Raw genomic sequence first — 25,674 nt, forward strand, 5'->3', positions numbered from 1 at the left:
AACTGCGGAATAGGCATGATCGTGGTGGTAAGCGCGAAGCACGCTCAACGGGCGCAAACGTTTTTGCGAGATGCCGGAGAGCAGGTGTGGCGTGTTGGCGAGATTAAGGAACGCACCAAAGGCGAGCCGCAGACTATTGTCTCATGAAGTCCATCGTCGTTCTTATATCCGGGCGCGGCAGCAATCTTGAAGCGATACTAAAGGCGCGGCTTCCCGTCAAAGTAGCCGCCGTGTTCAGCAATAATTCCCATGCCAAAGGGTTATCAATTGCGAAAGCGCACAACATAGAAACACGGATTCTTGACCACAAGCAGTTTGCCAGCCGTGATGCGTTCGATGCCGCGCTTGCTTCGCGCATCGAGGTATTCAAGCCGGATTTAGTCGCGCTCGCCGGATTCATGCTTATTCTCGGCAATGCGTTTGTGGAGCGCTTCGCTAACCGCATCATCAATATTCACCCGTCGTTGCTCCCCGCCTTCCCCGGGCTCGACACGCATTCCAATGCGTTGCGCGCCGGGGTAAAAATACACGGCTGCACCGCCCACTTCGTCACGTCCAAGCTCGACCATGGTCCGATCATCATCCAGGCTGCGGTGCCGGTGCTTGCCGCCGACAGCGTGGACACGCTGGCGGCACGGGTGCTGCAGCAGGAACACCGGATTTACCCGCAGGCCATCCGCTGGTTTGCGGAGGAGCGGCTGGTCATCGAAAAGCACTGCGTGCGCGTTGTTGGAGCTGAAGCTTCGCACCGTGCCCTGTCGTCACCAAGAGTGGATGAATGAGGTATTCGCTTATCTTCCTTTGCTGTCTGTACGTCAACGTCGCGGCGGCTCAGATGCCGCAGCATATCACCATCGTATTCGATGTAAATAGGGGCGCCTTCAACCTCGGCACCGGCACCGAAGTTCTGGAAATCGACGGGAACAGCTACTCCATTGTAAGCCAGACCCATCCGACGGGAATCGTCGCGCTTTTCCCCAAAGCCAACATTCGGCGCGAATCGCGCGGCACGATTGCGTCACAAGGCTTGCGCCCGCAGCAATTCTTTGATCGGCGCGGCGCGGACGAACCTTTGGTCGCCAAATTCGATTGGAAAAATAAATTGATCACTTACGACGGCGGAGGCAAGGAGCGTAGCGAGACGCTGCCGAGCGTAGCCTACGACAGGCTATGCATTGCCTACAACTTCACCGTCCACCAGCCGCAAGGCAAGGATTTTCAGTTCTCCATGACCGATGGCAAGAGTCTCAAGGAATACCGCTACCTGATGGTCGGCAGGGAAAATCTGAGCACCCCAATGGGTAACATGCAGACCATTCACTGGACCAAACAACGCGAACAAAAGACCGACCGCGGCGCCGATCTCTGGCTTGCCATTGATCATTATTTTTTGCCGGTGCGCATCGTTTTCACCGACAAGGACGGTAGCCGCTACGAACAGGTCGCGACGCAAATCAGTTATCACTAAATTCAATGTCACTTACCGCCGCACGCCTCGATATGGCGGTTGCCGCCTGGCGAGCGACTGCGTCTTTGAGCGAGCCGGCTGATCATTTGCTCAGCCGCCACTTTCGCGATCATCACGAACTCGGCGTCCGCGACCGGGCCTTTATCGCCGATACGCTGTTCGGCATGCTGCGTCATAAACGACTGATCGAATTTCTCGCGGGCAACGCCGCGCCGCGCCGTTTGGCGCTTGCCTACCTCGTGAAGCTTGCCGGCCTCAACTTGCACGATGTGAAGGCGTTGTTGGGCCGGGATGACATAAAATGGCTTACACAAATAAAAGCGCAATCCATCGACGACCTACCGCTCGGAATTCAGGCGGATTTACCCGATTGGCTGATTGAAAAGCTTCAACGACTCATGCCGGACGCAGAAATACTTGCGCTGGGCCGCGGCATGCAAAACGCGGCGCCACTCGACTTGCGCGTAAACACTGTCCGCGCCAGCCGCGAAGAAGTGCTATACAGCCTCGAGTCCGAGGGAGTCAGCGCGCGACCGACTCCTTTTTCGCCGGTGGGAATCCGGCTGAAGAACAAAATTTCGCTTAACCGACACGCGCTGTTTCTTTCCGGCAAAGTCGAAGTCCAGGATGAAGGCAGCCAGCTGGTTTGTTATCTGGCGGCTCCGAAGCGCAATGAAATGATCGTGGATTTCTGCGCGGGTTCGGGCGGGAAGGCGCTGTTGCTCGCTGCCCTGATGCAAAGTCACGGCCGCGTCTACGCATTTGATGTTTCGGACAAGCGGCTTCTCAATCTCAAACCAAGACTGAAGCGTTCCGGCCTGAGCAATATCTTTCCACAGCGCATCGCGCGTGAAAACGATGTCAAGATCAAACGGCTTGCAGGGAAAATAGATCGGGTGCTGGTGGATGCTCCGTGCAGCGGGCTGGGAACGCTGCGCCGCAATCCCGACCTAAAGTGGCGGCAGTCTTCGCAAGGGATTGCCGAGCTAAAACAAAAACAGGCGCTGATTCTTGAAAGTGCCGCGGGACTTCTGAAGCCGGGGGGACGGCTCGTCTATGCCACATGCAGCATTTTGCCCGACGAAAACGAAGAAATCGTGGATAGTTTCCTGAAACAGCAGCCGCAGTTCAGACAACTCGATTGCGGGGGAATTCTGGCACAGGAGAGCATTGCGCTTGATACCGGCGCATTTTTGCGCCTGCTGCCGCACAGTCACCAAACGGATGGCTTTTTTGCTGCGGTCATGCAAAAAATCGAATGAATAACGCGCGGAAATGTTTCTTTATTCCCCGTATCCGCATGCTCGACGCATTTGGCGCGCTGGCCCGTGCAAGCTTGTTTTTTCGCACGGCAGGACGGTTCCTGCGGCCGGGACTGGAAGTTGCCGTTGGCCCCGGAACAAGCCATGTACACGACGATAATCCGCGCGATCAATAGGGCACGCCAGCAAACGCCGGTGCAGGCATTAAGCGTCCCATGCGTCGCGAAGGACTTTAGGCAGAAAATGAACGGGAAAATCGCTTTGCTTCATGGATAATAGCAGGTAGAATAACCGTGAACTCAAGAAGGTATATATCTAATGTCCTATTTTTATGAGCATTTTCTGACCGGACTGATCGACCTGCCGTGGTGGGGTTATATTGTTGTCGCTTTGGTCCTGACTCACATCACCATCGCTTCGGTCACCATATTTCTGCATCGCCATCAATCGCACCGCGGTCTCGAACTACATCCAATTCCGAGCCATTTTTTCCGCTTCTGGTTATGGCTCACTACCGGGATGAGAACCAAGGAATGGGCAGCAATTCACCGCAAGCACCATGCCAAGGTCGAAACCGAGGACGATCCGCACAGCCCGCAAATATATGGCCTGCGCAAGGTTTTGTGGGAAGGCACTGAGCTGTATAAGAAGGAATCCTATAACCGCGAGACGTTGGAAAAATACGGCTACGGCACTCCAGACGACTGGCTCGAGAAAAATCTGTACCACCCACACAATTCACTCGGTATTGGCATAATGGCGGTAATTGACTTCGTTTTATTCGGGTTCATCGGCCTTACCATCTGGGCCGTGCAAATGATATGGATTCCGTTTTTCGCGGCGGGCGTAATCAACGGCGTGGGACATTACTGGGGATACCGGAGTTTTGCTTGCGCCGATGCCAGCAAGAATATCGTTCCCTGGGGCATTCTAATTGGCGGTGAGGAACTGCATAACAACCATCATGCGTATGCTTCTTCCGCCAGGCTTTCCAACAAATGGTTTGAATTTGATCTCGGATGGATGTATATCCGCATCCTGGAGTTCCTGGGCTTTGCCCAAGTGAAAAAACTTGCCCCGAAGATCCGCTTTAATTTAAACAAAGCGCAGTGTGATCTGGAAACCCTGCAGGCGGTCATCACCCACCGCTACGATGTGCTCGCGAAGTTTGCCAAATCGGTGAAACAAACCTGCGCCGAGGAACTCCGCGAGATAAAAGCGCGGGCCGCACAATTCGACAGGCAAACCCTGAAGAACATCAAAAAGCGCTGGCTGCACCTGGATACCAAACACTTAAAGGCCCAGGAACGCGCGAAACTTGATGAAGTCCTGAGCAGAAGCAGAGTGTTGGAAACCATTTACTCCATGCGCCAGGAACTCACTTCTCTTTGGCAACGCTCAACCGCTTCCAAAGAACAACTGGTACGGCAACTCGAAGACTGGTGCCACCGGGCCGAGGAGAGCGGAATCGCATCGCTGCAGGAATTCTCGCGCAAGCTTCGGCGATATGCCTAGAGCATCAGAAAAACAAAAAACCCGCCGCTCGGCGGGTTTTTTGTTTCCCGATGCACCCTTATTTAAGCTTAACTTCCTTGTAGATTACGTGCTTGCGCGCCACCGGGTCGAATTTCTTGATTTCCATTTTTTCGGTTTGGCTGCGTTTGTTCTTAGTCGTAGTGTAAAAATGACCGGTGCCGGCAGATGATTCAAGTTTTATTTTCTCCCGCATGCCGCTGCTCCCTATTTCTTCCCGCTCAAATCTGCGAGCACCGCCTCGATGCCTTTCCGGTCAATAGTGCGAAGCGCTGCGTTGGTCACGCGCAGGCGCACCCAGCGCTTTTCATTTTCCAGCCAGAACTTGCGGTACTGCAAGTTAGGTAGAAAACGACGCCGGGTTTTGTTGTTAGCGTGGGAAACGCGATTCCCGAGCAAAGGCGTTTTCCCCGTTATTTCGCACACTCGGGCCATGGTGCTTTTCCTCGAATCGAAAGAATGCGCATTTTACCCACTTCATGGCCAATCCTCAAGAAAAAGTATTCTCAACTCAAAGCAGCCCGCGCTCCGCAAAAGACATGACGCTGTCGCTGCCGACAATAAAGTGATCGAGCACTTTGACATCAACCAGTGCCAGCGACTTCCGGAGCGCCGCGGTAAGCGCTTCGTCTGCGCTACTCGGCTCCGCCAGGCCGGAGGGATGGTTATGCGCAAAAATCACCCCCGCTGCATTATGCCGTAGCGCGCGCTTCACCACTTCCCTAGGAAAAACACTGGTCTGGCTCAGCGTACCCCGGAATAATTCGTCCACTGCAACGACGCGGTTTTGCGCATCGAGAAAAATGCCGGCAAACACTTCATATTCGCGCCCGGAAAGCATGAGGCGCAGGTAGTCGCGTACTGCTTTGGGAGAGTTGAGCGCATCCCCTGCCTTGATTTTCTCATCCAGCGCGCGCCGTGCCATTTCCAGCACCGCGTGCAGTTGCGCGTATTTCGCCGGTCCTAGGCCGGGCGCCTCGCAAAGTTTCTTTTGTGAGGCAGTTAAAAGCTGCGTAAGGCTGCCAAAACGTTTGATTAATCCGCGCGCCAGGTCCACCGCGCTTTTTCCTGCCACGCCCGTGCGCAGTAATATCGCCAGCAGCTCGGCGTCCGAGAGGCTTTGCGCACCGCGGCTTAGCAACTTTTCTCTCGGACGCTCACCTTCAGGCCAGTCGCGTATTCCCATGGGCTTTTGTTAAGTGGTTTCTTAATCACCATCAATATATTACACTCTACGACTTGGCAACGGACTGCGATGATTGATATGAATCGAAATAAGCGTCTGCTGCTTGGCATAACTGGCGGGATTGCCGCTTACAAGGCGGCGGAATTGACGCGCCTTTTGGTGCAGGCAGGCATTGATGTGCAGGTGGTAATGACCGAAGCGGCGTGCCGCTTTGTCGGGGCAGCCACATTCCAGGCGCTCTCAGGCAATCCGGTCTATACCGACTTGTGGGATACGCGCATCACCAATAACATGGCGCATATTGAATTGAGCCGCGAAGTCGACGTCGTACTGGTTGCGCCAGCGAGCGCCGACTTTATCGCTAAACTGGTGCAGGGGCGCGCCGATGATTTGCTCTCCACACTGTGCCTGGCCCGTGAATGTGCTTTGCTAGTCGCACCCGCAATGAACCGGCAGATGTGGGAAAACCCAGCAACCCAGCGCAATATTGCTCAGCTGGAACGCGACGGCGCAACGATGCTCGGTCCCGAAAGCGGCGAACAGGCCTGCGGCGAAACGGGAATGGGTCGTATGCTCGAGCCCGAAGCGCTGCTTGATGATATCCAAGCCCATTTTCAGCCGAGATTGCTGCAGGGCAAACGCGTGTTGGTTACCGCGGGTCCCACCTTTGAGGCGATTGACGCTGTGCGCGGCATTACTAACCTAAGTTCCGGCAAGATGGGTTATGCAACAGCGCGCGCCGCGCTGGAAGCCGGCGCGGAGGTAATTTTGGTAAGCGGAATGGTAAGCCTCGCGCCTCCTCCGGCTGCCAAGTTTATCTCCGTGACTGGCGCGCAGGAAATGTTTGCTGCAGTTAAGCGCGAAGTCGGTGGGGCTGACATTTTTATCGGCGTGGCAGCAGTGGCAGACTACCATGTAGTCAATCCCAGCAAACAAAAGATCAAGAAAACCGGACAAACTCTGAATTTGCAACTCGCGCCCAATCCGGACATTCTCGAATACGTCGCAAGCCTTCACGACGGCCCTTTTTGTGTTGGCTTTGCCGCGGAATGCGAAAAACTCCAACAACACGCCGAGCAGAAACGCCGGGATAAAAAAATCCCGCTGCTCGCCGCGAATTTGGTGCATGAGGCCTTGGGTAAAGATGTAAGTGAACTGGTGTTGTTCGACGACAGCGGGAGCCATCCGCTGCCGCGCGCACCGAAAATCACACTTGCGCGGCAGCTGATCCGCCACATTGCCAAGCTTTACGCCAAGTCCCGCACGGTCACACCGTTCACGAGTAACCAAGCGGGCAAATGAAAAAAATTGATGTCAAAATCCTCGACCCGCGCATCAAAGACCAGCTTCCTCACTACGCAACCCCCGGTTCCGCCGGTCTCGACCTGCGCGCCTGCATTGAAGCACCCATTAACCTTAAGCCCGGACAAGCGGAGCTGGTTCCCTCCGGCATCGCCATCCATTTGGACGACCCGAGACTTGCCGCAATCATCCTGCCGCGCTCGGGACTCGGCCACAAGCACGGCATAGTGCTCGGCAATCTAGTGGGATTGATAGACTCGGATTACCAGGGGCAGATTTTTGTCTCGGTGTGGAACCGCGGGCAGCAAAATTTTGTGCTAAATCCGCTGGAGCGCATTGCGCAACTGGTAGTGCTCCCGGTAATGCAGGTAGGGTTCAATATCGTCAGCGATTTTGCAGAAAGCCCGCGCGGATCGGGCGGCTTTGGCAGCACCGGCAAGAACTGAAAACTTACCTCTTTTGCTCCATGTTTCACGGCTCGGCATTTGCGAAGCTCACATGCTTATTCCATACGCTTTTCCCCAATCGGCCTCGCGTCTTGTTTTGACGCGAAATAGCTGTATTCTGGAGTGCCGCGGTCATGCAGACAAATCCTGAGTCGGCGATAGTGCTGTTCGCGCACGGCGCGCGCGATGAGCACTGGGCAGCGCCATTTCGAAAAATACAGAGCATGGTGCGCGATAAAAAGCCTGGTGTTTCTGTGGAACTGGCTTTTCTGGAATTGATGCGGCCCACGCTGGACCAAGCCGTCGCAAGTCTCGTGGCGCGCAGCATCAAAAACATCAGCGTGATTCCGTTGTTTATGGCACAGGGCGGACACCTGAAGCAAGACCTGCCGCGCAAGCTCGCCGAAGTCCGCCAGCACTATCCAACCGTTACTTTCCGGGTTTCCGCGCCCGTTGGTGAAGCACAGACGATTCTCGCCGCAATCACGGATTGGATATGCAGTCAGCACGGCTGTTAGGCAGCTCGCAACCGAGCAGGGCCGGCTTAAAGGAAAACCGACATGAAAAAAATAGTTGCTATTGTCTTCGCCGCACTGTCTTTCCATGCGGTTCAGGCGGCCGACTCGCGTCTGCCCCTGCAAATTGGCGCTAATTCCTTGATTGCCGAGGTAGCCAGCACGCCGCAGGCGCGACAACAGGGATTAATGTACCGAAAACATTTGCCTGGTAACCACGGCATGCTGTTTATTTTTCCCGAGCCGGGTTTGCACGCTATGTGGATGAAAAACACGTCCGTGCCGCTCAGCACCGCCTTTCTTGACAAACACGGCGTCATCATCAATATCACCGATATGACCCCGTTCAGCGAAGAGCCCCACTACGCCGACGCGCCCGCAAAGTTTGCGCTGGAAATGCCGGGGGGATGGTTCAGCAAACTGGGAATCAAGCCCGGTGCGAAAGTCAAAGGCCTGTCGCGAGCCCCGATGGGGCAATGAACAAGCCCGCCGGGCGGCGGGCTTGTGTTATGACGGATCAGCTACGCCCCGAAGAAAATCGCGATGTGTCCGCCGGCCCCCATGAAAAACAGCAGTGGGATAGAAAGCATGGTGTTGGTGCGCGAAGCCAAGAAAGCCACGCGCCGCGCTCTACTTTTTTCCTCATCCGTGGCTTGCACGATTCCAAGAATCTTCTTCTGATTCGGCCAAATAAGTACCCACACGTTGAAAAGCATAATGGTGCCGAGCCAGGCCCCGACGCCAATTACCGAATATACGCCCTGCAGTCCAAAGGCCTTGAAAAAATTGCCTCCCAGGAGCGCCGCTCCCGCAAGCCATGTAATAAGCGCGCTCCAGCGGAAATACAGCAGCGCCCGGGGAACGACGTGCTTGGTGATGCCTGCCGCAGTGCCGTCCGCCTGGGCGGCTTTTAACGCATCGACCTGCACGAAATTAAAGTAGTACAGCAGGCCGATCCACATAACGCCCGCCATGAAATGCAGCCAGCGGGCAAATGCCGGTACGTACTCCATGACTAGCCTCCCAAGAAATGATTGACGATGTTATATAGAATCAGGGTCAGTATGAGGCCGCTAATTATCGTGCCCCACAGCGAATCCAGTGGATTTTTCATTTGAGTCGCTCCTCGATAAACAAGCGGGGTGATGCAGAGCCACAGTCTATAACAAACCGGCTTTGCCGAGCAATGACCGAGGAAAAAGAATATCAGTTTCAGTTACACTTATGGCTTTGCGCGGCTAACGCGCAGGTAATTGGCTGAACAAACAATATATTCCGAAGGGAGTGTGGGTTGAGCTTGGCCGCTTTTTCTGTCCCGCATTTGAAACTGTTGCTGTGGGTCGGCGTTGCCGTAGTCGGCATTACCATGCTGCTGTTGGTACAAACCGTCATGCTGCGCGTACAACTCATCCTGCGCCGGCGCCGAGAACAGCGATTGGCCGCGCTATGGCAACCGCTGTTTGCACAAAGCATGGCCGTGTTGCCGCAGTCATTGCCGCCAATCGCAAGATCGGACTGGGACGCCTTCCTGCGCTTGTGGAACAACACGCAGGAATCGCTAAGCGGGGAATCCAAGCACAAGCTTAACCAGCTTGCCTGGGCGTGCGGCGTAAGTCACGCGGCGCAGCAACTGCTTTCTCAAAACAGCATGCGCGCGCGCCTTATCGCAGTCACCGCCTTGGGCCACTTGCAGGAGAAAAATGCATGGGCAAGGCTCAAACGCATGGCCGATGACCCGCACCCGCTGTTGTCGCTGGCGGCGGCGCGCGCGCTGATGCAAATCGACGCAAAGACGGCTCTGACAGAGCTGCTCCCGCTTTTTACCCGGCGCCACGACTGGCCGCTCAACAAAATCGCAAGCATGATCAGCGAAGCCGGAGCGGACGCAGTCACCGGGCCGTTGACTCTAGCGGTCGAATCTGCGGCGCCCGAGGATTTTCCGCGCCTGGTTCGGCTGCTCAACGTCGCGCACAGCGAGCAGGCGCTTCCCGCGATCCGACGCATTCTGCAGTCCGCCGCCGATGACCGCGTAATTTCCTCCTGCTTGCAGACACTGACTGATCCGGAGGACGTCGGGCTCGCACTCGCCTACCTGCGTCATCCCAGCTGGTTCGTACGGGTGCAGGCGGCAAGCGCTTTAGGCCGAATCGGATCAAAGGAGGATCTCGATGCACTCATCGCGCCCCTGAGCGATCCGGTGTGGTGGGTACGTTACCGAGCGGCGCAGGGGCTGGCCAGTCTTCCGCAGGTCACGCTGGACGAAGTGCGGCAGATTCGCGATCGGGTCAACGACCGCTTCGCCAAAGACATTCTCACGCAAGTCATCGCGGAAAAGCAGGCCTCATGAACTGGACAATCTGGCTCAACGGACTTCAATGGTTTTTTCTGCTGTACTTTATCGCCATGAACATCGGCTACATATTGTTAAACCTGCTTTCCTTACGCGCCCTCAAGAACTACATGGAGGCGCAAGGGCTGGCCGATCTGCCCGCCCATGCCGGTTATGAGCCGCCGATCAGCATTCTCATTCCCGCATTCAATGAAGCAGCGCGGATCGTCGATTTGGTACGTTCGCTGTTGCAGCTCGACTATCCGGAATTCGAGATTATCGTTGTAAATGACGGCTCGGATGACAACACGCTCGCGGCCTTGCAACGGGAATTTTCGCTTGTTCTTTTTCCAGAAGCTTACTGGCAGCGTATCAAAGGCAAGGGTGTTCGGACGATCTACCGTTCCTCGAACCATCCCAATTTGCGGGTGATAGAAAAGGAACACGGCGGCAAGGCAGACACACTGAACGCAGGTATAAATGCTGCACGCTACCCGCTGTTTTGCGCGGTCAGCGCCGACTCGATCCTGCAAAGCGACAGCCTGCGCCGCGCGGTACGGCCGTTTCTCGAAAATCCGCTAACAGTGGCTTCAGGCGGCGCAGTTAGAATTGCCAACGACTGTGAAATGCGAAACGGTTTTCTCACCGCGGCTGCGCTGCCGAAAAGCGGCCTGGCTTTGATGCAGATTGTGGAAAGCTTGCGCACCTTTCTGTTCGGCGCCATGGGCTGGTCGGAACTCAACGCGGTGCTTATCGTATCCGGGGCATTTGGCGTGTTCCGCAAGGACACGGTCATCGAAGCCGGAGGCTATCTCACCAGCACGCCGGGTGAAGACATGGAACTCATTGTGCGCTTGCATCATATGCTCCGTTTGCGGGGCGTCCCGTATCGCATTACTTTTGTTCCTGATCCGATTTTTTGGACCAAGGCGCCGGAAAGCGCAGGAGCCCTTAAGGCCAAACGTATCGTCTGGCAGCACAGGCTGGCGCAAAGCCTCACCGTAAACATGCAGCTGCTGTTTAACCGCAAAGGCGGCGCCGTGTCATGGCTCGCATTTCCTTACGTTACGATTTTTGAATGGCTGGGCCCGATGTTTGAGACTATGGGCTACGTTTTCATGATTTTAGGATTTGCGTCGGGATTGATTTCTTGGCAGGTCTTTTCGGTGTTTTTGTTGATAGCTATCGGCTTCGGCATGATGCTCTCGGTTACCGCGCTGCTGCTTGAGGAGCTGTCGTTTCACATCTATCCCAGAACCACGCAGCTCGCAAAATTGCTGATCGCCGTTCTACTTGAAAACTTCGGTTACCGTCAGCGGGTCTCGTTGTGGCGCTTTATCGGTTTGTTGCGCTGGATCTTCCATCGCTAGGCGCTGGCAAGAAGAACCTGTTGAATTTTCTTTATGCAAGGCGTAGGCTGTTCCTGCACGGCAATAACTGCCCCCGGCGTGAAGCCCTCGTCAACGCATAAGGAGATTCGCCATGTGTTACGAATATGAAATTTACATTCAGGAAAAAATCAGGAAAAGCAAAAAGCAGGCTGAAGACCTGAAGAAGCAGGAGGGAAAGCCCGCACCCGAAAAAGATTCCGGCAAAAAACCGCAAACCCAGGAAGAACCGGTACCCGCCTAATAACGAACCTAAGAATTTAAGACCCCGCTGCGGCGGGGTTTTTATTTCAGTCCGCTAGTGCGCCAGAAATGCAGCGAGCACTGAGCTCCAGGCCTGAGCGAGGTTATAGCGGTCGTATCCGCCGCCCCCGAATCCCATGATTCTCCCTTCGCATAATTCGTCGGCGAGCAGACACAGGCGCTTAGCCGCATGGGTATGTGTTGCCGGCGAGTAATGCAGATGCGCAAGCGGGTCGCCTGCGATGGAATCCGCGCCACACTGAAACAAAATAACCTGCGGCGCCTTGTCACGCAGTAAACTTTCCACTTTCGGCCAGACTTTAAGAAATTCCGAGTCGCCGGCTCCCGGCATCATCGGCACGTTGAGCTTCATACCGTGCCCCTCGCCTTTGCCCGTTTCATCAGCAAATCCGGTGCCGGGATAAAGAAACCGCCCGTCTTCGTGGATGTCCGCGAATATTACGACTGGGTCACTTTCGAATGGATAAAACATGCCGTCGCCATGATGTACATCGATGTCCACGTAGCCCACGCGCTTGATGCCATATTCGGAGCGCAGTGTTTCAGTTACCACGCCCAAATCGTTGAACACGCAGAAACCCGCCGCCCCTTCACGGCGCGCATGATGCAGCCCGCCTATTGGTTGAAAGGTACGTTTGCACTCGCCTTTCATGATGCGTGTCATACCGTCAAGCGCGGCGCCCACTACGTGCGCCGCCGCTTCGTATACTCCGGGAAACGCGGGCGTGTCGCCCTGATCGATAAATCCGTGACCTGCTCTGGACAGCGCAATGACGCGTTCTACGTGCTCCGGGGTATGAAAACGTTCGATTTCTTCTCGAGTCGCAGGCCTGGATAAATTGATTACCGCCTTCTTGTCCAGACCGTGTTTCTGCGCTTCGCGCCAGAACGCGGCTTGCCGGTCGGGACCGAATGGATGCTCATCAGGAAAACCGTAGGCGCCGAGATCGTCGCTCACATACAGAAAAACTTCCGAGCTCTTTTTCATAGATGTTTTTTTATCATAACTAGTTTAAGACGCCAAGTACTTCAAGACGGACGGAAAGCGTAAGGCGAGCATGGTCTGACCGCGAATCGTGGTTTAAGGAGCGATAACCTAGGACAGTATGGCTACCCACTGATCAAGAGCAGCCGCCTCGCGCGCTACCACCTGAATTAAAACAAATTCATCCGGCTATCTCGCTGCGGCGGACGGAAGCGCGAAGTATCGAGCGCTTTGCGGTTGGAGTTGAATCCCAAACGCTGACACGCCAGCTTGAAGCGCTGCGCCAGTAGATCGGCAAATTCCCCTTCGCCGCGCATGCGGCGGCCGAATTCCGAGTCATATTCCTTGCCGCCGCGCATTTGCCTCACCCGGCTCATAACATGGCTGGCCTTCAGCGGGTAATATTGTTCGAGCCAGGCCTTGAACAGATCCTTGACTTCATAAGGTAGCCGCAGCAGCACATAGCCGGCCATCGTGGCTCCGGCTTCCCGCGCCGCCTCCAGCACTTGTTCCACGGTTGAATCAGTGAGAAACGGGATTACCGGTGCAACCAGCACGCCGCACGGGACATCGGCGTCGCTCAGCTTCTTTATTGTTTGCAGGCGGCGTTGCGGCGCTGTCGCGCGCGGTTCAAGGCGGCGAGCAAGTTCATGGTCAAGTGTAGTAATGGATACATGCACGCTCGCCAGCCGGCGCTGCGCCATAGGTGTGAGCAGATCCAGATCGCGCTCAACCATTGAGGACTTGGTGGCAATTCCCAAGGGGTGATCGCATTCGGCCAGCACTTCCAGGACCTGCCGCGTGATACGCAGTTCGCGCTCGATCGGCTGGTACGGGTCGGTATTCGCTCCTAATGCAATCACTTCACAGCGATAGTTGGGATGGCCCAATTCTGCTCGCAGCAGCTGCGCGGCGTTCACTTTGGCAAACAACTTGGTTTCGAAATCCAGCCCGGGAGAAAGATTGAGATACGCGTGCGTCGGACGCGCATAACAGTAAACGCAACCGTGCTCGCAGCCCCGGTAAGGATTGATAGATTGATTGAAGCCGACGTCGGGCGAATCGTTGCGGGCGATGATGCTCTTGGCGATTTCTTCGGTAACGGTGGTATCGAGTTTGGGCAGCTCTTCGTCGGGCGGCGTATCCCAGCCATCGGCAATGCTTTCCCGCATCTGGCGCTCAAAGCGCCCTTGCGGATTAATCGTCGCACCACGGCCTTTGGGAGCATCAAATACGCGGTGCACCACGGTCAGCTCCTACGCGTCAATTCGTCAACCAAACAGAGACGTTTGACTTAACTTCGGGTGGAAATCATTTGCGCCTGTGGCGTCGCTTTCAGCACCTCATCGACGGTGGTGAGGCCTGCGGCGATTTTCATCGCACCGCTAATGCGCAGCGGCTTCATTCCGTCCTTGTACGCCTGCTCGCGCAGCAACGCGACGTCGCAATCGTTGGTGATCAATTTACTCAGGGTCTGTGTCATGGTAAGTATTTCGAAAATGCCCACGCGGCCCATATAACCGGTCATGCGGCATTCGAGGCAGCCCTTGCTCGTATACACCATAGGCGGTCTGGCGGCCTTCCAGGGAGCGACCAAGCGGGCCCAGGCTGCCTCATCCAGCGTGCCGGGTTCTTTGCAGTGCGGGCACAAGGCACGCACCAGGCGTTGCGCCAGCACACCAAGCACAGTGGAATGAATCAAATACGGCGGCACGCCGATGTCCAGCAAACGGGTAACCGCCGAGGGCGCGTCGTTGGTGTGCAGCGTGGAAAGCACCAAATGTCCCGTGAGCGCAGCCTGGATTGCTATTTCCGCGGTTTCCAGATCCCGAATTTCCCCGACCATAATGATGTCCGGGTCCTGTCGCATCAGAGTTCGCACTCCGGCGGCAAAATCCAGCCCGATACTGTGCTGCACCTGCATTTGATTGAACTGGGGCTCCACCATTTCGATGGGATCCTCGATAGTGCAGACATTGACATCCGGTTTGGCGAGCATTTTCAGGGTTGAATATAAGGTTGTCGTCTTGCCGGAGCCGGTGGGCCCGGTCACCAGAATAATGCCGTAGGGCTTGCCGACAAAGTCATTCCAGCGCGACATGTCCTCCTCGCTGAATCCCAGTGCCTTGAAATCGTTCACCAGCACGTCCGGATTAAAAATCCGCATCACCACTTTCTCGCCAAATGCAGTGGGCATGGTGGAAATCCGCAGCTCGACTTCCCCGTCGTCGGGTGTGCGGGTCTTGATGCGCCCGTCCTGCGGCCGGCGTTTTTCGACGATATCCATCCGCGCCAGAACCTTGATGCGGCTGGTAACCGCGCTCACCACCACCGCCGGAAACTGATACACCTGGTGCAGCACTCCGTCGATGCGGAAGCGCACGATGCAAATGTCGCGCCGTGGTTCCAAGTGAATGTCACTCGCCCGCTGCTCGAAAGCGTATTGCCAAAGCCAGTCCACGATCTGCACCACTTGCTGGTCATTGGCGTCCAGTTTGCCGCTTCTGCCGAGCTCCACCAATTGCTCGAAATTGTTAAGTCCCGGAATGCGCTCGTCGCGCGTTTTCGCCGCTGTTTTGACGGAGCGCGCCAGACTGTAAATCTCGACGAGATAACGATTGATTTCCTGCGGATTGGCCAACACCAGTTTGATTTTCTGGTGCAGCATCATGGAAAGATCCCGCGTCCATTGGGTGGCATAAGGCTCCGCGGTAGCAATCACCACTTCCTTGTCACTCACTGCAACCGGCAAAATCGCAGTACGCGATGCATAGGCGCTCGACATGACGTTTGTCACCTTGTCAAAGTCGATCTTCATAGGATCAATGCGGTAATACGGGAGGTTGGCTTTCTGTGCGAGCCACTCGGTGAGCGCCTCGAGGTGCAGAGGTTTATGCGGCTGCCGCGCGCTTTTCCATTTCTGTTCGGCAATGACGACCAGTGGATGAACACCCGAGCGGACGCCATGGTGATTATTCTTCAGCGTATCCGCAGCCTCTTTGGACACAAGTCCGTCGGCGACCAAGCCGTGCAGCACTTGCTCGAGCGAAAGCCGATGGTCGGCGGCTCGATGTTTTATCTGGGTCGCGCTATGCATAAAGGGATTGGCCTAAAGTATAAACTTGTTTTTCAGGTCCATACAACGGGTTTTTAGCCCATTTCCTGAGAAATGGCTACAAGCGCCGAATATCAGGCCGCCGCAAATAGAATACACAAGAGATGCTCGGGCATGAATTCGCGATGTTTGTCGACGCGCGGAAAACTTTTGGTCTTGATTGATTCGCTATTGTAAGGAACGAATTGTGAACAATTCGCGCATGCGGCCAAACGGCGTTCTGCCCCACCTTGGCCGACGAAGATCAAGTGTCCGCGTGAGGACACGAGGCAACGCCCGCTGCTCTGGATAAAAACGACCCGACCGCTGTTTACGCCGCTGACCCATTTAGCCCCCGCAATTCGATGCGATCGTGGTCAATCGGTTGCAAAAGCGGCGGCGATGTACGAAGCGCGAGAATGGATTACTCAAGGCAGGTAAAATGATCAAACGCGGAGAATATATCTCGAACTTCGTCCGTCACGATGGGTAATACGAAACCATGTCAGCGCCGGACACTAAAATCAGCAACAATACCGTATACAACGAAGTCCAAGTCATATTGTCGGAAAAGCGAACCTCGCTTTCCATGCTGCGGACGGGAACTGCTGTTTTCGCACTGCCGTTGTCTGTTCTTAGTATGCTTGTGGCGACCTCTGCGTACCACACGATTAGCGAAGCGGCGTCATTCTTGTATCCGCTGCTGGCGCTCAACGTCATTCTGGTATTCCCCGGCATGTATCTATGGGATCACGCCATATTTCAGATTAGTCGCTATGATCGGCAAATGGCGAAAATACGCGAAAAACACGCTGCCGTCGCGGAATTCATCGGCTGGCGACGCAGTGCTGATCATTGGAATCAGGTCTCTTTGACCTTTTGCCCCGGCGGCGAAACAGCGACTTAACTGAAGTTATAACTCATCAAATAATAACGGGCGAGGCTCAACACCAAATTCTTGCGTCCGGCAGGAATAAAATTGGCTTCCTATTCTGTGATGCGGGTCTCAGGCCGCCATATTGTTAGCCTGACAAAAAAAGCCGCAGCTGGCACCTGATAACGATCGCCACGCCGACTCATCCGTAAAATTAATACGCAAGGTTCCGTTCATTGCATTTCGTTCAGCTCTTTGAAGTATTTCGCCCACCCTGGAATATCAAGCCATATCTCCGCGATGCTTTCGTCAAGCCCGGTTAACTGCGAGTCGTCGTCGCAAAGGGCCGCGTGCCTGTCCGGCTCCGCCTCGTTGGTTAAATCCATATCGAATTCATTGGCCTCCGAACCGCTCGTTGGGCACAATCCGGAATCGGCTTCGATGCTGCAATTAAAACGGTTGTATTTCATGGCGCGTCCTCCTTTTGCAATCTAGCTATTTGAGAAGTTATGCAGCGACAGTGTGACGGCGCAGAGCTTATAACTAGGTTACAGATTGCTTACAGATCGCCTACAAGCAACAGTTGGCGTGCGCCCAATAGAATGCGGATCATCGCGCGGCGGAATCGCGTTGCCGGTCCATGATGACGCTGCGGCGTCAAAGCAGATGCAGGAAGAATCCATGCGTGAACCAACCCAGAGCCGCTCCCGCCGGAATATCAATGACGTAATGTTGCTTGGTAAACAAGCAGCTTAAGCCAATAAGGACCGGAAACGCGAAAGCCAAAATGCCAAAATGTGGTTGCAAATAAAGCGCGGTAAGCATGGCCACCGAAGTGTGCATGCTGGGAAAGCTGTTGGAACGGGCGTCGAAACGCTGCACGAAGGCAAGGAAACGCTCGGAAAGGTTGCTCCGCGTATTCCACTTTCGCCAGGTTTCCGGGGTACAAACGGGGAACAGCAGAAAAAAGGCCATTTGCAACGCCAGCAGTACCAGGTAGCTCAACGCCACGTGGTTAAACTGGTCCGGCGAGTCCGTTATCAAATTCACGCAGAGAATGGCCGGGTAATACAGAAAGCTGTAGATCCAGACCCAGCTCGGCCAATAAGGTATGAAATCGTCGACCAATAGATGCAAAACCCGTGGCGCTCTGGCTTTGCGCTGGCACCAGAAGTAAAACTGGTACGCCCCAACGATCAACACTGAGCTTAAGACAAGATTAACCAGATAATCAGCAGTTTTCATATTTTCCTCCTTACTGTATTAGCTCGATGAACACTTCGTGAAATTCAGCCAACGCGTCCTATCAATGCTGTCGTAAGCCAAGGCACGTAAGTGATTAGCACCACGCCAACCAACAACACTAAGAACATAGGTACGATGGAGCGGCAAACCTCGGGAAATGGCTTGCGAAATCGGTATGACGCCAAGAACAGATTCATTCCCATGGGAGGCGTCAGGTAGCCAAGCTCGAGGTTGGCGAGAAATATAATTCCGAGATGGACCGGATCAATTCCGTACGCCCTGCCAAGCGGAGCAAGCAATGGAACTAACACGATAATCGCGGAAAACACTTCCATCAGGGATCCTAAGACAAGCAGGAATGCATTCAGCGCTAACAGAAAAACCCATGGCGAACGAATCGTCGCGGTAACCCATGCCGTGACTCGTGCCGGCAGCTGCGCGTCGACCAAATAATTGGTCAATCCCAAGGCAAGACCCATTACCAGAAGAACACCGCCGACTACTATTCCGCATTCAGCCATCACCCGCGGAATATCACGCTTGATTTTCAGATCGCGGTAAACGACGACTTCGACAATAAAGGCATAAAGTGCCGTAACTGCTGACGCCTCGACCGGCGTGGCATAGCCGCTGAACAAGGCCCCGCACGCGATAACCGGCAGCAGCAGTTCCCATTTGGCGCCGGCAATCGCGCGGCGGGCTTCATCGAACGAAAAATTTTTCCGCGTAATGCCTGGTATCTCCTGACGGGTCCCCCACCAAGCGGTTGCGACCGTAAGTAATATTCCCGGCATGAGTCCGCCAAGAAACATATGTTGAATAGGGATGTGTGCGATAACCGCGTAAAGCAAGAGCGGCAGGCAAGGCGCAAACAATAGGCCCAGCGAACCCGCCCCGGTCAGCAGACCTAACGCACTTTTCTCAGGGTAACGTGCGCTCAACAGCATCGGCATCAGCAGTCCGCCGAGAGCCAGTATCGTTACTCCGGAAGCGCCAGTCATCGCTGTAAAAAAAGCACACACGAGAGCCGTGGCAATTGCCGGGCCGCCACGCATATGGCCCGTCAAGCTGGTCAGCACCCGCACCAAGCGCCGCGAAGCTCCGCCTTCTGCGAGCAGATAGCCCGCAAGAGTAAAAAGCGGGATTACAGGCAGTGAGGGGTTCACGACCAAGCGATATTGGTCGAGAGGAATCGAAGCAATCGGAACCCCTTTTGCCCAGAACAGAATCAACGCCGCTCCACCGATGGCCGCGAAAACAGGCGCGCCAAGCACAGCGGCCGCGAGAAGTCCACATAGCGCTGGAACAGCCATGTGCTGTGGGTTCAGCGGAAACAATACTGCAAAACCGATGGTTGCCGCGCATAGCAGGACGATCTCGCGCCAGCCTATTCCGCACTGACGAGCGTTTTCTAGTAAGCGGAAAGTGATTACAGCAAAACCAGCCGGCAAAGTGAGCTCTACCATCCATGTGGGAATCCCGTAGGCCAGGACTTCGCTCCCCTGTTTTTCTGCCAGAACGAACTGACAACTCGCGTAGCACAGAAACGCCGAAATGATCGCCGCATAAAAGTTGCTTGCAAGCAATGCCAACCTGCGCATCCACCCCTGCAATAATTGTGGCAATGTGGACACGGCAAAGAGGCGACGGTCGCGCGCTGCCGCCATGGCACCCAGCATTCCGACAATCAGCGTAAGGTGCTGGGTGATCACGGCAGACCCCGCTATCCCATGCCGAAATGCGGCACGTAACGGCACTTCCGCGAGCGGAAATACAACCATTGCAAATAGCCCCAATGCCACCGCGAAGTTTTCGCCGCTAGTTAGCCATTGACGCCAAGGCATGCTGCCGAAACCAGCGATTTTGTCAGGCAGGGCTTTCGAGCAAGTGCTCATTTTTTTACCTCCTTCTGGCGGTATTCCTGAACCAAGCTGTTCACTTCATCAAACATTTTTGCCGGCACTGTTTTGCCGCGAATCATCGGGTATGCCTTGGCTGCAAGTTGATGCCATTCGGCATCGGCTTGGGGAGTAAGGGCGTGAACCATCAAACCCCGTTTCTTCATCACTTCGACTGCCTGTTGGTCCTCCTGCAGAGCTTGCGCGCGGATCTCCGCCCCGGCTTTTACGGAAGCTTTCATTAGCGCATCTCGGCCGGCTGGGGACATCTCGTCCCATGCCTTGCGCGTTACCACCGCAGCACCAATAAGCGGCACCCAATTCATTTCCAGCATGTTCGGCAAGGAGCTATAAAACTGGTATGTAAGGGTATACACGGATGGAAGTGGCACGACATCGATCATTCCTGTTTGCAATGCAGGCAAAATGTCTGCCGTCTCAAGTGCAATAGGTTTATAGCCAAGGTTCTTCATCAGCTCGACTTGGTTTTCATCGCCAAACCAGACAAAAATATTCATTCGCTTAAAGTCGTCCGGCCGCACCGCCGCTTCCCGCGAAAACATCTTGATCCATCCGCATTCGACCCAGAAAAGCACTACGAAGCCCTTGTCGAAAATCCGTTTTTCAAGTTCGGGGCGCATTTTGTCCAACACAAACCCGAACTCGTCCCAAGAGCGAAACATAAGCGGAATTTTTTGCAGGCCTGCAACGGAGCTATCGATTTCGGACAGGCCGACCATGGACAACAGTCCCGCATTTAATTGGCCGATGCGCATGCGGCGCACCACGTCGGCTTCCCCACCCTGGGTGCCGTCGGGATATACGGTAAATGCGGCGCCGTTTCCTTCAACTTGCGACCAGCTCTCGCCCATCTCCAGAAGCGCCTGGTGATACACGGAGCCTCGGGGCGCCAGCGTGCCGAGTTTGATCTTGACCGGTTCTTGCGCCGCGGAATTACCACTCAGCGCCGGGTTTAAGCACAAGAGCAAGGCCATCGGCAAAATTTTCAAAATTTTCGTCCACATATTGATCTCCTTTCTTATTGAGAAAATAGTTGGTCCGTACGCTGCAGCAGCCAGCGCGCCCGGCGTTGCATCACGACGTTTGCAAGTCTCCATTGCGGCGCGGCCTCAGCGTTGACGGCAAGCGCACGTTGCAGCAGAACCTGGAACTCCGCGCGGTTTTGATTGGCCACGCACACCGCTTCAGCAAACGCAACGTACGGTGCGACTTGTTGGCCTTGGGTCAATTCCAAAGCGCGTTCAAAGTGTTTGGCAGCGCGGCTTTCGGTATCGCGACCGCTTCCCGGCCGGCCCATTTCGTAGCTAATTAGAAAAACGTGAATCGCCCCGTCGTTAAAGCTCTCGTTGAGTTCGAGCGCCCGGTAAATAAGGGCGTCGACCGCGGGCAGGTCGGCTAAGAGTTCGGGGTTATCCTTGGATAATGAGATGGCAGCGGCCCACGAGACTGCCGTCCAATAAAGTAGCGCAACGTCGTCGACCGAGGTTACGCGCAGGGCCGCGGTTGGATTCGACCGCAACGCAATTGCAAGGCCGGGGTGCGCGGCATCAAGTCCACGCAGGCCATAATCACGGGCGCGGATATAAAGACGCCGCGCACGGTTGTGCAATTTTGCAGCAGCGCTGACATCTTGGTCTTCGATCACATCCGCATCCTGTTGGACGAATGCGTATGTGTATTGCGTGAACCCGCTGGCGGCAGCCAGCAGCAATCCCTGATGCCTCGGGCTTTGACTGAGCAAGCTCTCTGTTAGCTTGAGGCTAAACGGCGTAGCGGCACGAATAAGCTCCGGGTCATCGTCCGACGCGTAAGTATTTCCGCCGCTTGCCACGGCATCCGCCACCTTGTTTGTGACAAGGCTCGAGCAGCCAGTGATATACAATGCGAACAGTAATAGCGTGACGGCTTTTATTAAGGTCGACTCATAAATCCGCCAAGCCATGCAACTCGTGTGTGTGTCTCTCATTAATTGCTCCTTATCTGGTTCGCCGTTTTGGTATCTGAGGACGAAGCTGCATGTTGTCCTGGCGAGATACGATTGATCGTGGTCGAATACGAAACAACTTGCGGCAAATCCTAGACGGGGCTGACCTACAGACGAGTTACACGTGACTATCAAATGACTTACAAAGCGAAAACAGATGAGTTACACCTGACCGTCAAACGACTTACAAAGCGAAAATAGATGAGTTACAAAAGGAGCAATTCACGCCCTCCGCATCAACAAACTAACCGCTTGTATTTCATGGGTTAACGAACCTGTTCCGTTCCTCGATCTACAGATATCGCCGAACGTTCAGCCAAGTAGTATCATGGCCTTAAAGCGTGCAAGGCCGGCAATCAAGCACGCCGGCTGGAAACGGGGAGTGAGTTCGCTTTGGGGCAGAAAAAGGGGAACTCGTTAATTTTGTTTGCGGCATTGCAAAAAACCATGCAGCCGCGACGACGACGACGTAAATAGCCTGCAACCGTGGAACTAACTGTCTGGTATGTCGTAAAGAAGCATGCCGCTCATTGGCATGAGCGCAAGTGTACTGGCGTGACACTCGCGGGTTCGAATTTGCGTCGAGTTCGGCGGCCCTTTTAACCTCGGTCGATAGAATAGAAATGGACAGAAACCCCGTTTCACTTGCCAAGACGACCCGGCCCAGCCTGTCCGGTATCCTGCCGCGTGATCGCTTGTTCCGTTTATTAGACCAAGCTCGAAAAGGTTCGATATGCTGGGTAACAGGGCCACCTGGCGCGGGGAAAACCACCCTGGTCGCGAGTTATCTCGACTTTAACAAGCTTCCCTGCCTGTGGTACCAGCTCGACGAGGGTGATGCAGACATTGCAACCTTCTTTTATTACTTGGCGCGAGCGGCCGCCCAGTATGAGAAGGGCGAAAACGATCCCCTGCCAGCGCTGACCCGAGAATATCAAGCTGACCCGTCTATATTTACGCGCCGGTATTTTCAGGCACTCTTTCAGCGGTTGGGCGCGCCATTTGTAGTTGTATTCGACGGTTACCACGAAGTCCCGCCACAAGCCGGCTTCCATGAGGTCATGCGCGACGCTTTGTCCGAAATTCCCCCAGGAATGTGCGTTGTTTTGATCAGCCGTAGTGATCCTCCCGCTGCAATGGCACGTCTGCGCGCGAACCGCGCAATAGAGGTAATAGGATGGAATGAATTGCGCTTAACACGAGAAGAATCCGATGCATTCGTGAAGTTACGCGGCGGCCAACTCTCGGACCAAGCACTGCTCGACATCTATAAAAAGACGCAAGGATGGGCTGCGGGCCTTATCCTAATGCTGGAGGGCGCAACGAGCGATGGCGCAATAGCCGATACGCCGGACCTGGCTACACCGCAACTGATATTTGATTATCTGGCGGGCGAAATCTTTCAAAAGTCTGATAAACGCACACAGGATCTACTGATTAAAACCGCGTTTCTACCACAAATGACGGCCCGCATGGCGCAAGATGTGGCGGGTGAAAGCTCGGCAGGTCAAATTCTTGCCGAATTGAGCCGGAATAATTATTTCGTGACATTAAAGCAGGCCAAGCCTGAGCCGGTCTATCAATATCACCCGCTTCTTAAAGAGTTTTTACTGTCGCGAGCGCGGGAGACGTTGGCTGAGAGCACTTACAAAGAATTACAACACCTGTCCGCGCAATTGCTGATAAACGCCGGTCAGACCGAAGACGCTGTTTCTCTGTTGCGCGATAGCCGCGACTGGGAGCAAATGGCTCGCGTTATTGAACAACATGCCGTCTCAATGCTAAACCAGGGACGAGGAGAAACGCTGGCAGATTGGTTGGAATCCATACCGAGAGAATCGTTACAACAGAACCCGTGGATGCTGTACTGGCTGGGTGCCTGCCATGTCCCTTCGGCGCCGCGCGAAGGTCGTTTGTTTTACGAACAGGCTTACGAATTATTCAGATCTCGCGACAAGCCGGATCTGAAAGGCCTGCTTCTTTCCTGCTCCGGGGTCATGAACTCAATCATGTACGAGCTGGACGACTTTGCACTACTGGATCGCTGGATCGCCAAGGTCGAGGAGCTTTCACGCGGCCACGGTGCATTTCCGGAGCCTTCGATTGAAGCCCGCGTAACCTGCAGCATGTTTATGTCGATGATTATGCGGCAGCCGCATCACCCCGATCTTGAGAGTTGGGTGCAACGCGCTCTCAACCTTTCGCCCAATGTGAAGGACCCGAACCAGCGCATTTACATCGAATCACTGGTAGCCATCAGCATCGTATGGGTAGGTCATTTCCAAAAAACAGATGAGCTTTTAAGTTCGATAAGACAACTGGCTCAATCCCCCCAGGTAACTCCCTTCTCTTTGATCTTGTTGAAGAACGTCGAGGCGATGTATTACATGATGACTGCGGACCATAAACAATGCCTTAAAACCGTGCGCGAAGGACTGGAAATCGGGCAGGCCAACGGAATTAGCGTCTGGAGTTACCATTTGCTGGCCTACGGCGCACTGGGAGCGCTGGGAGCCGGCGATCTTGACGCCGCTGCCCGACTCTTAAAACAAATGGACGCGCATCCGGAGCGAGTTGGACGCTTCGGGTTATGTTTGTATCATTATTGTTCTGCCTGGGAAGCAATGCTCAAACAGGATACGGTGCGCGCGTTTCATCACCAGAAGATGGCGCTGAAAATGTCCATTGAGGTCGGCGCGCCGTACTTTGAGGTTATTTCCCGCATCGGATTGGGCCAGATACTGCTGGAATGCGGCGACAAAGCGAAGGTCGCAATACATCTTGAGCAAATTCATGATCTCACTCGCAATATCAAGAATCATCACCTGGAATTTATGGGTCTGCTGAGTTTCGCCCAGATGGCGCTTGAGCACGGAAGGCCTCGGCCCGGTTTTAAAGCCTTGCGCTATGCGCTTTCTTTGGGCCGGCAATACGGTTACATGCATGTCTTCTGGTGGCAACCGGCCGCGATGTCACGCCTGTGCTGCTATGCGCTCGAAGAAAATATAGAAGTGGATTACGTCAAGAAATTGATTCGCACCCGAAAACTGCCGCCCGACACCAAGTCAAGCGAGCTCGATAATTGGCCGTGGGGTTTTAAGATTTTTACCCTGGGTCAGTTCAAACTGCTGAAAGATGATGCGCCGATTGAACTTTCCGGCAAGGCGCAACACCGTCCGATGGACTTTTTAAAAGTTCTTGTCGCCCACGGAGGAAAGGGAGTAACCGAGGAGCATTTCACCGATGCTTTATGGCCGCGCATTGACGGCGACTCCGCGCATCGTTCATTTACTACGACATTGCACAGGTTACGCAAGCTGCTGGGCGAGGATAAAGCAGTGGTGCTGCGCGAAGGCCGGGTTAAACTGGACGAGCGGTATTGCTGGCTGGATACTTGGGCGCTGGAAGAAGTGCAGACCACGATCGACGAACTTTTCAAAGCGCCGCACCAACGCATTGACGGCGACAAAGTGGCCTGGCTCGAACAAAAGCTGCTGACTCTCTACGCCGGGCCTTTCATGGGCAATGAAGCTGAACAACCCTGGTATATTACGACGCGAGAGCGCCTGCGCAACAAATTCATTCGATCAATGAGTGAGATTGGAAGATACTGGGAGCAGGCCGGAGAATGGGACAAGGCAATTGGTTGTTACCAAAGAAGCCTGGAAGCAGACAACCAGGCGGAAGGTTTCTACCGCAATCTTATGATTTGTTACGAACAGCTGGGACGCCGGGCCGAAGCGCTCGAAACCTATAACCGCTGCCGCAAAACACTGCACGGGGTTCACGGCGTTGAGCCATCGTCTGAAACCAAAGCGGTGTATGAAAAGCTGATGCAGCAGAATTAGTTCGCGGCCGCCAGCAGCCTTTCAGAAAATCT

Annotated in this window: 27 protein-coding genes; 15 read left to right on the plus strand and 12 right to left on the minus strand. The window is 54.6% G+C overall.

Features of this window, described 5'->3' with window-relative positions; all coding sequences use genetic code 11:
- Nucleotides 1-9 precede the first annotated feature (9 nt).
- From VLV32_07150 to VLV32_07175, 6 genes are all read left to right on the plus strand, one after another.
- Complete coding sequence (locus VLV32_07150; protein ID HUL41664.1) at nt 10-147, plus strand: hypothetical protein; 138 nt, start codon at nt 10-12, stop codon at nt 145-147.
- Nucleotides 144-782 carry a phosphoribosylglycinamide formyltransferase gene (purN, locus tag VLV32_07155; protein ID HUL41665.1) on the plus strand — a complete coding sequence of 213 codons (639 nt, stop codon included), beginning with the start codon at nt 144-146 and terminating at the stop codon, nt 780-782. Before VLV32_07150 ends, purN begins: the two co-directional genes overlap by 4 nt.
- Nucleotides 779-1,468 carry a DUF3108 domain-containing protein gene (locus VLV32_07160; GenBank protein HUL41666.1) on the plus strand — a complete coding sequence of 230 codons (690 nt, stop codon included), beginning with the start codon at nt 779-781 and terminating at the stop codon, nt 1,466-1,468. The genes purN and VLV32_07160 overlap by 4 nt, the downstream gene beginning before the upstream one ends.
- Before the next feature lie 5 nt (nt 1,469-1,473).
- On the plus strand, nt 1,474-2,730 hold the full coding sequence (locus VLV32_07165) for an RsmB/NOP family class I SAM-dependent RNA methyltransferase (protein HUL41667.1): 1,257 nt from the start codon (nt 1,474-1,476) through the stop codon (nt 2,728-2,730).
- Complete coding sequence (locus VLV32_07170; protein ID HUL41668.1) at nt 2,727-2,906, plus strand: hypothetical protein; 180 nt, start codon at nt 2,727-2,729, stop codon at nt 2,904-2,906. Before VLV32_07165 ends, VLV32_07170 begins: the two co-directional genes overlap by 4 nt.
- A gap of 142 nt (nt 2,907-3,048) precedes the next feature.
- Nucleotides 3,049-4,245, plus strand: a complete 1,197-nt coding sequence (locus tag VLV32_07175; GenBank protein ID HUL41669.1) for a fatty acid desaturase — start codon at nt 3,049-3,051, stop codon at nt 4,243-4,245.
- A gap of 58 nt (nt 4,246-4,303) precedes the next feature.
- On the opposite strand, the gene rpmG is transcribed toward VLV32_07175, so the two are convergent.
- From rpmG to radC, 3 genes are all read right to left on the minus strand, one after another.
- On the minus strand, nt 4,304-4,459 hold the full coding sequence (gene rpmG, locus VLV32_07180; protein HUL41670.1) for a 50S ribosomal protein L33: 156 nt from the start codon (nt 4,457-4,459) through the stop codon (nt 4,304-4,306).
- 11 nt (nt 4,460-4,470) lie between these two features.
- A complete protein-coding gene (gene rpmB / locus VLV32_07185; protein HUL41671.1) occupies nt 4,471-4,698 on the minus strand; it encodes a 50S ribosomal protein L28 in 228 nt (75 codons plus the stop codon).
- A gap of 76 nt (nt 4,699-4,774) precedes the next feature.
- The gene (radC, locus tag VLV32_07190; protein ID HUL41672.1) at nt 4,775-5,449 is read right to left on the minus strand and encodes a DNA repair protein RadC; all 675 of its coding nucleotides are present in this window, start codon (nt 5,447-5,449) and stop codon (nt 4,775-4,777) included.
- A 69-nt stretch (nt 5,450-5,518) separates the two neighbouring features.
- Here radC and coaBC point away from each other — a divergent pair, with 69 nt between their 5' ends.
- From coaBC to VLV32_07210, 4 genes are all read left to right on the plus strand, one after another.
- The gene (coaBC, locus tag VLV32_07195) at nt 5,519-6,751 is read left to right on the plus strand and encodes a bifunctional phosphopantothenoylcysteine decarboxylase/phosphopantothenate--cysteine ligase CoaBC (GenBank protein ID HUL41673.1); all 1,233 of its coding nucleotides are present in this window, start codon (nt 5,519-5,521) and stop codon (nt 6,749-6,751) included.
- Nucleotides 6,748-7,197 (plus strand): dUTP diphosphatase, encoded by a 450-nt coding sequence (gene dut / locus VLV32_07200; protein HUL41674.1) that lies wholly within the window; start codon nt 6,748-6,750, stop codon nt 7,195-7,197. Before coaBC ends, dut begins: the two co-directional genes overlap by 4 nt.
- Before the next feature lie 134 nt (nt 7,198-7,331).
- Complete coding sequence (locus VLV32_07205) at nt 7,332-7,715, plus strand: CbiX/SirB N-terminal domain-containing protein (protein HUL41675.1); 384 nt, start codon at nt 7,332-7,334, stop codon at nt 7,713-7,715.
- Between the two features lie 42 nt (nt 7,716-7,757).
- On the plus strand, nt 7,758-8,192 hold the full coding sequence (locus VLV32_07210) for a DUF192 domain-containing protein (GenBank protein ID HUL41676.1): 435 nt from the start codon (nt 7,758-7,760) through the stop codon (nt 8,190-8,192).
- A 41-nt stretch (nt 8,193-8,233) separates the two neighbouring features.
- On the opposite strand, the gene VLV32_07215 is transcribed toward VLV32_07210, so the two are convergent.
- Nucleotides 8,234-8,725: a urate hydroxylase PuuD gene (locus VLV32_07215; protein ID HUL41677.1), complete on the minus strand. Its 492-nt coding sequence runs from the start codon at nt 8,723-8,725 to the stop codon at nt 8,234-8,236.
- Between the two features lie 278 nt (nt 8,726-9,003).
- On the opposite strand from VLV32_07215, the gene VLV32_07220 reads away from it, so the two are divergent.
- From VLV32_07220 to VLV32_07230, 3 genes are all read left to right on the plus strand, one after another.
- Nucleotides 9,004-10,059: a HEAT repeat domain-containing protein gene (locus VLV32_07220; protein ID HUL41678.1), complete on the plus strand. Its 1,056-nt coding sequence runs from the start codon at nt 9,004-9,006 to the stop codon at nt 10,057-10,059.
- On the plus strand, nt 10,056-11,411 hold the full coding sequence (locus VLV32_07225) for a glycosyltransferase (protein ID HUL41679.1): 1,356 nt from the start codon (nt 10,056-10,058) through the stop codon (nt 11,409-11,411). The genes VLV32_07220 and VLV32_07225 overlap by 4 nt, the downstream gene beginning before the upstream one ends.
- A 112-nt stretch (nt 11,412-11,523) precedes the next feature.
- Complete coding sequence (locus VLV32_07230) at nt 11,524-11,673, plus strand: hypothetical protein (GenBank protein HUL41680.1); 150 nt, start codon at nt 11,524-11,526, stop codon at nt 11,671-11,673.
- A gap of 54 nt (nt 11,674-11,727) precedes the next feature.
- Here the strand turns inward: VLV32_07230 and VLV32_07235 are convergent, their stop codons facing one another.
- From VLV32_07235 to VLV32_07245, 3 genes are all read right to left on the minus strand, one after another.
- Entirely contained in the window at nt 11,728-12,681 is a 954-nt protein-coding gene (locus VLV32_07235) for a hypothetical protein (GenBank protein HUL41681.1), read from the minus strand.
- 167 nt (nt 12,682-12,848) lie between these two features.
- Nucleotides 12,849-13,925: a PA0069 family radical SAM protein gene (locus VLV32_07240; protein HUL41682.1), complete on the minus strand. Its 1,077-nt coding sequence runs from the start codon at nt 13,923-13,925 to the stop codon at nt 12,849-12,851.
- 47 nt (nt 13,926-13,972) lie between these two features.
- Entirely contained in the window at nt 13,973-15,775 is a 1,803-nt protein-coding gene (locus VLV32_07245) for an ATPase, T2SS/T4P/T4SS family (GenBank protein ID HUL41683.1), read from the minus strand.
- A gap of 499 nt (nt 15,776-16,274) precedes the next feature.
- Here VLV32_07245 and VLV32_07250 point away from each other — a divergent pair, with 499 nt between their 5' ends.
- Nucleotides 16,275-16,679, plus strand: a complete 405-nt coding sequence (locus VLV32_07250) for a hypothetical protein (GenBank protein ID HUL41684.1) — start codon at nt 16,275-16,277, stop codon at nt 16,677-16,679.
- Nucleotides 16,680-16,879: 200 nt separating this feature from the next.
- On the opposite strand, the gene VLV32_07255 is transcribed toward VLV32_07250, so the two are convergent.
- From VLV32_07255 to VLV32_07275, 5 genes are all read right to left on the minus strand, one after another.
- On the minus strand, nt 16,880-17,116 hold the full coding sequence (locus VLV32_07255; protein ID HUL41685.1) for a hypothetical protein: 237 nt from the start codon (nt 17,114-17,116) through the stop codon (nt 16,880-16,882).
- 187 nt (nt 17,117-17,303) lie between these two features.
- Complete coding sequence (locus tag VLV32_07260; protein HUL41686.1) at nt 17,304-17,891, minus strand: phosphatase PAP2 family protein; 588 nt, start codon at nt 17,889-17,891, stop codon at nt 17,304-17,306.
- Between the two features lie 44 nt (nt 17,892-17,935).
- Complete coding sequence (locus tag VLV32_07265) at nt 17,936-19,786, minus strand: TRAP transporter large permease subunit (GenBank protein ID HUL41687.1); 1,851 nt, start codon at nt 19,784-19,786, stop codon at nt 17,936-17,938.
- A complete protein-coding gene (gene dctP, locus VLV32_07270) occupies nt 19,783-20,814 on the minus strand; it encodes a TRAP transporter substrate-binding protein DctP (protein ID HUL41688.1) in 1,032 nt (343 codons plus the stop codon). Before dctP ends, VLV32_07265 begins: the two co-directional genes overlap by 4 nt.
- A 14-nt stretch (nt 20,815-20,828) precedes the next feature.
- Nucleotides 20,829-21,776 (minus strand): TRAP transporter TatT component family protein, encoded by a 948-nt coding sequence (locus VLV32_07275; protein ID HUL41689.1) that lies wholly within the window; start codon nt 21,774-21,776, stop codon nt 20,829-20,831.
- Between the two features lie 641 nt (nt 21,777-22,417).
- On the opposite strand from VLV32_07275, the gene VLV32_07280 reads away from it, so the two are divergent.
- Complete coding sequence (locus tag VLV32_07280) at nt 22,418-25,642, plus strand: BTAD domain-containing putative transcriptional regulator (GenBank protein HUL41690.1); 3,225 nt, start codon at nt 22,418-22,420, stop codon at nt 25,640-25,642.
- Nucleotides 25,643-25,674 lie beyond the last annotated feature (32 nt).

Source organism: Burkholderiales bacterium (genome assembly GCA_035518095.1).
GTDB lineage: Bacteria > Pseudomonadota > Gammaproteobacteria > Burkholderiales > JAHFRG01 > JAHFRG01.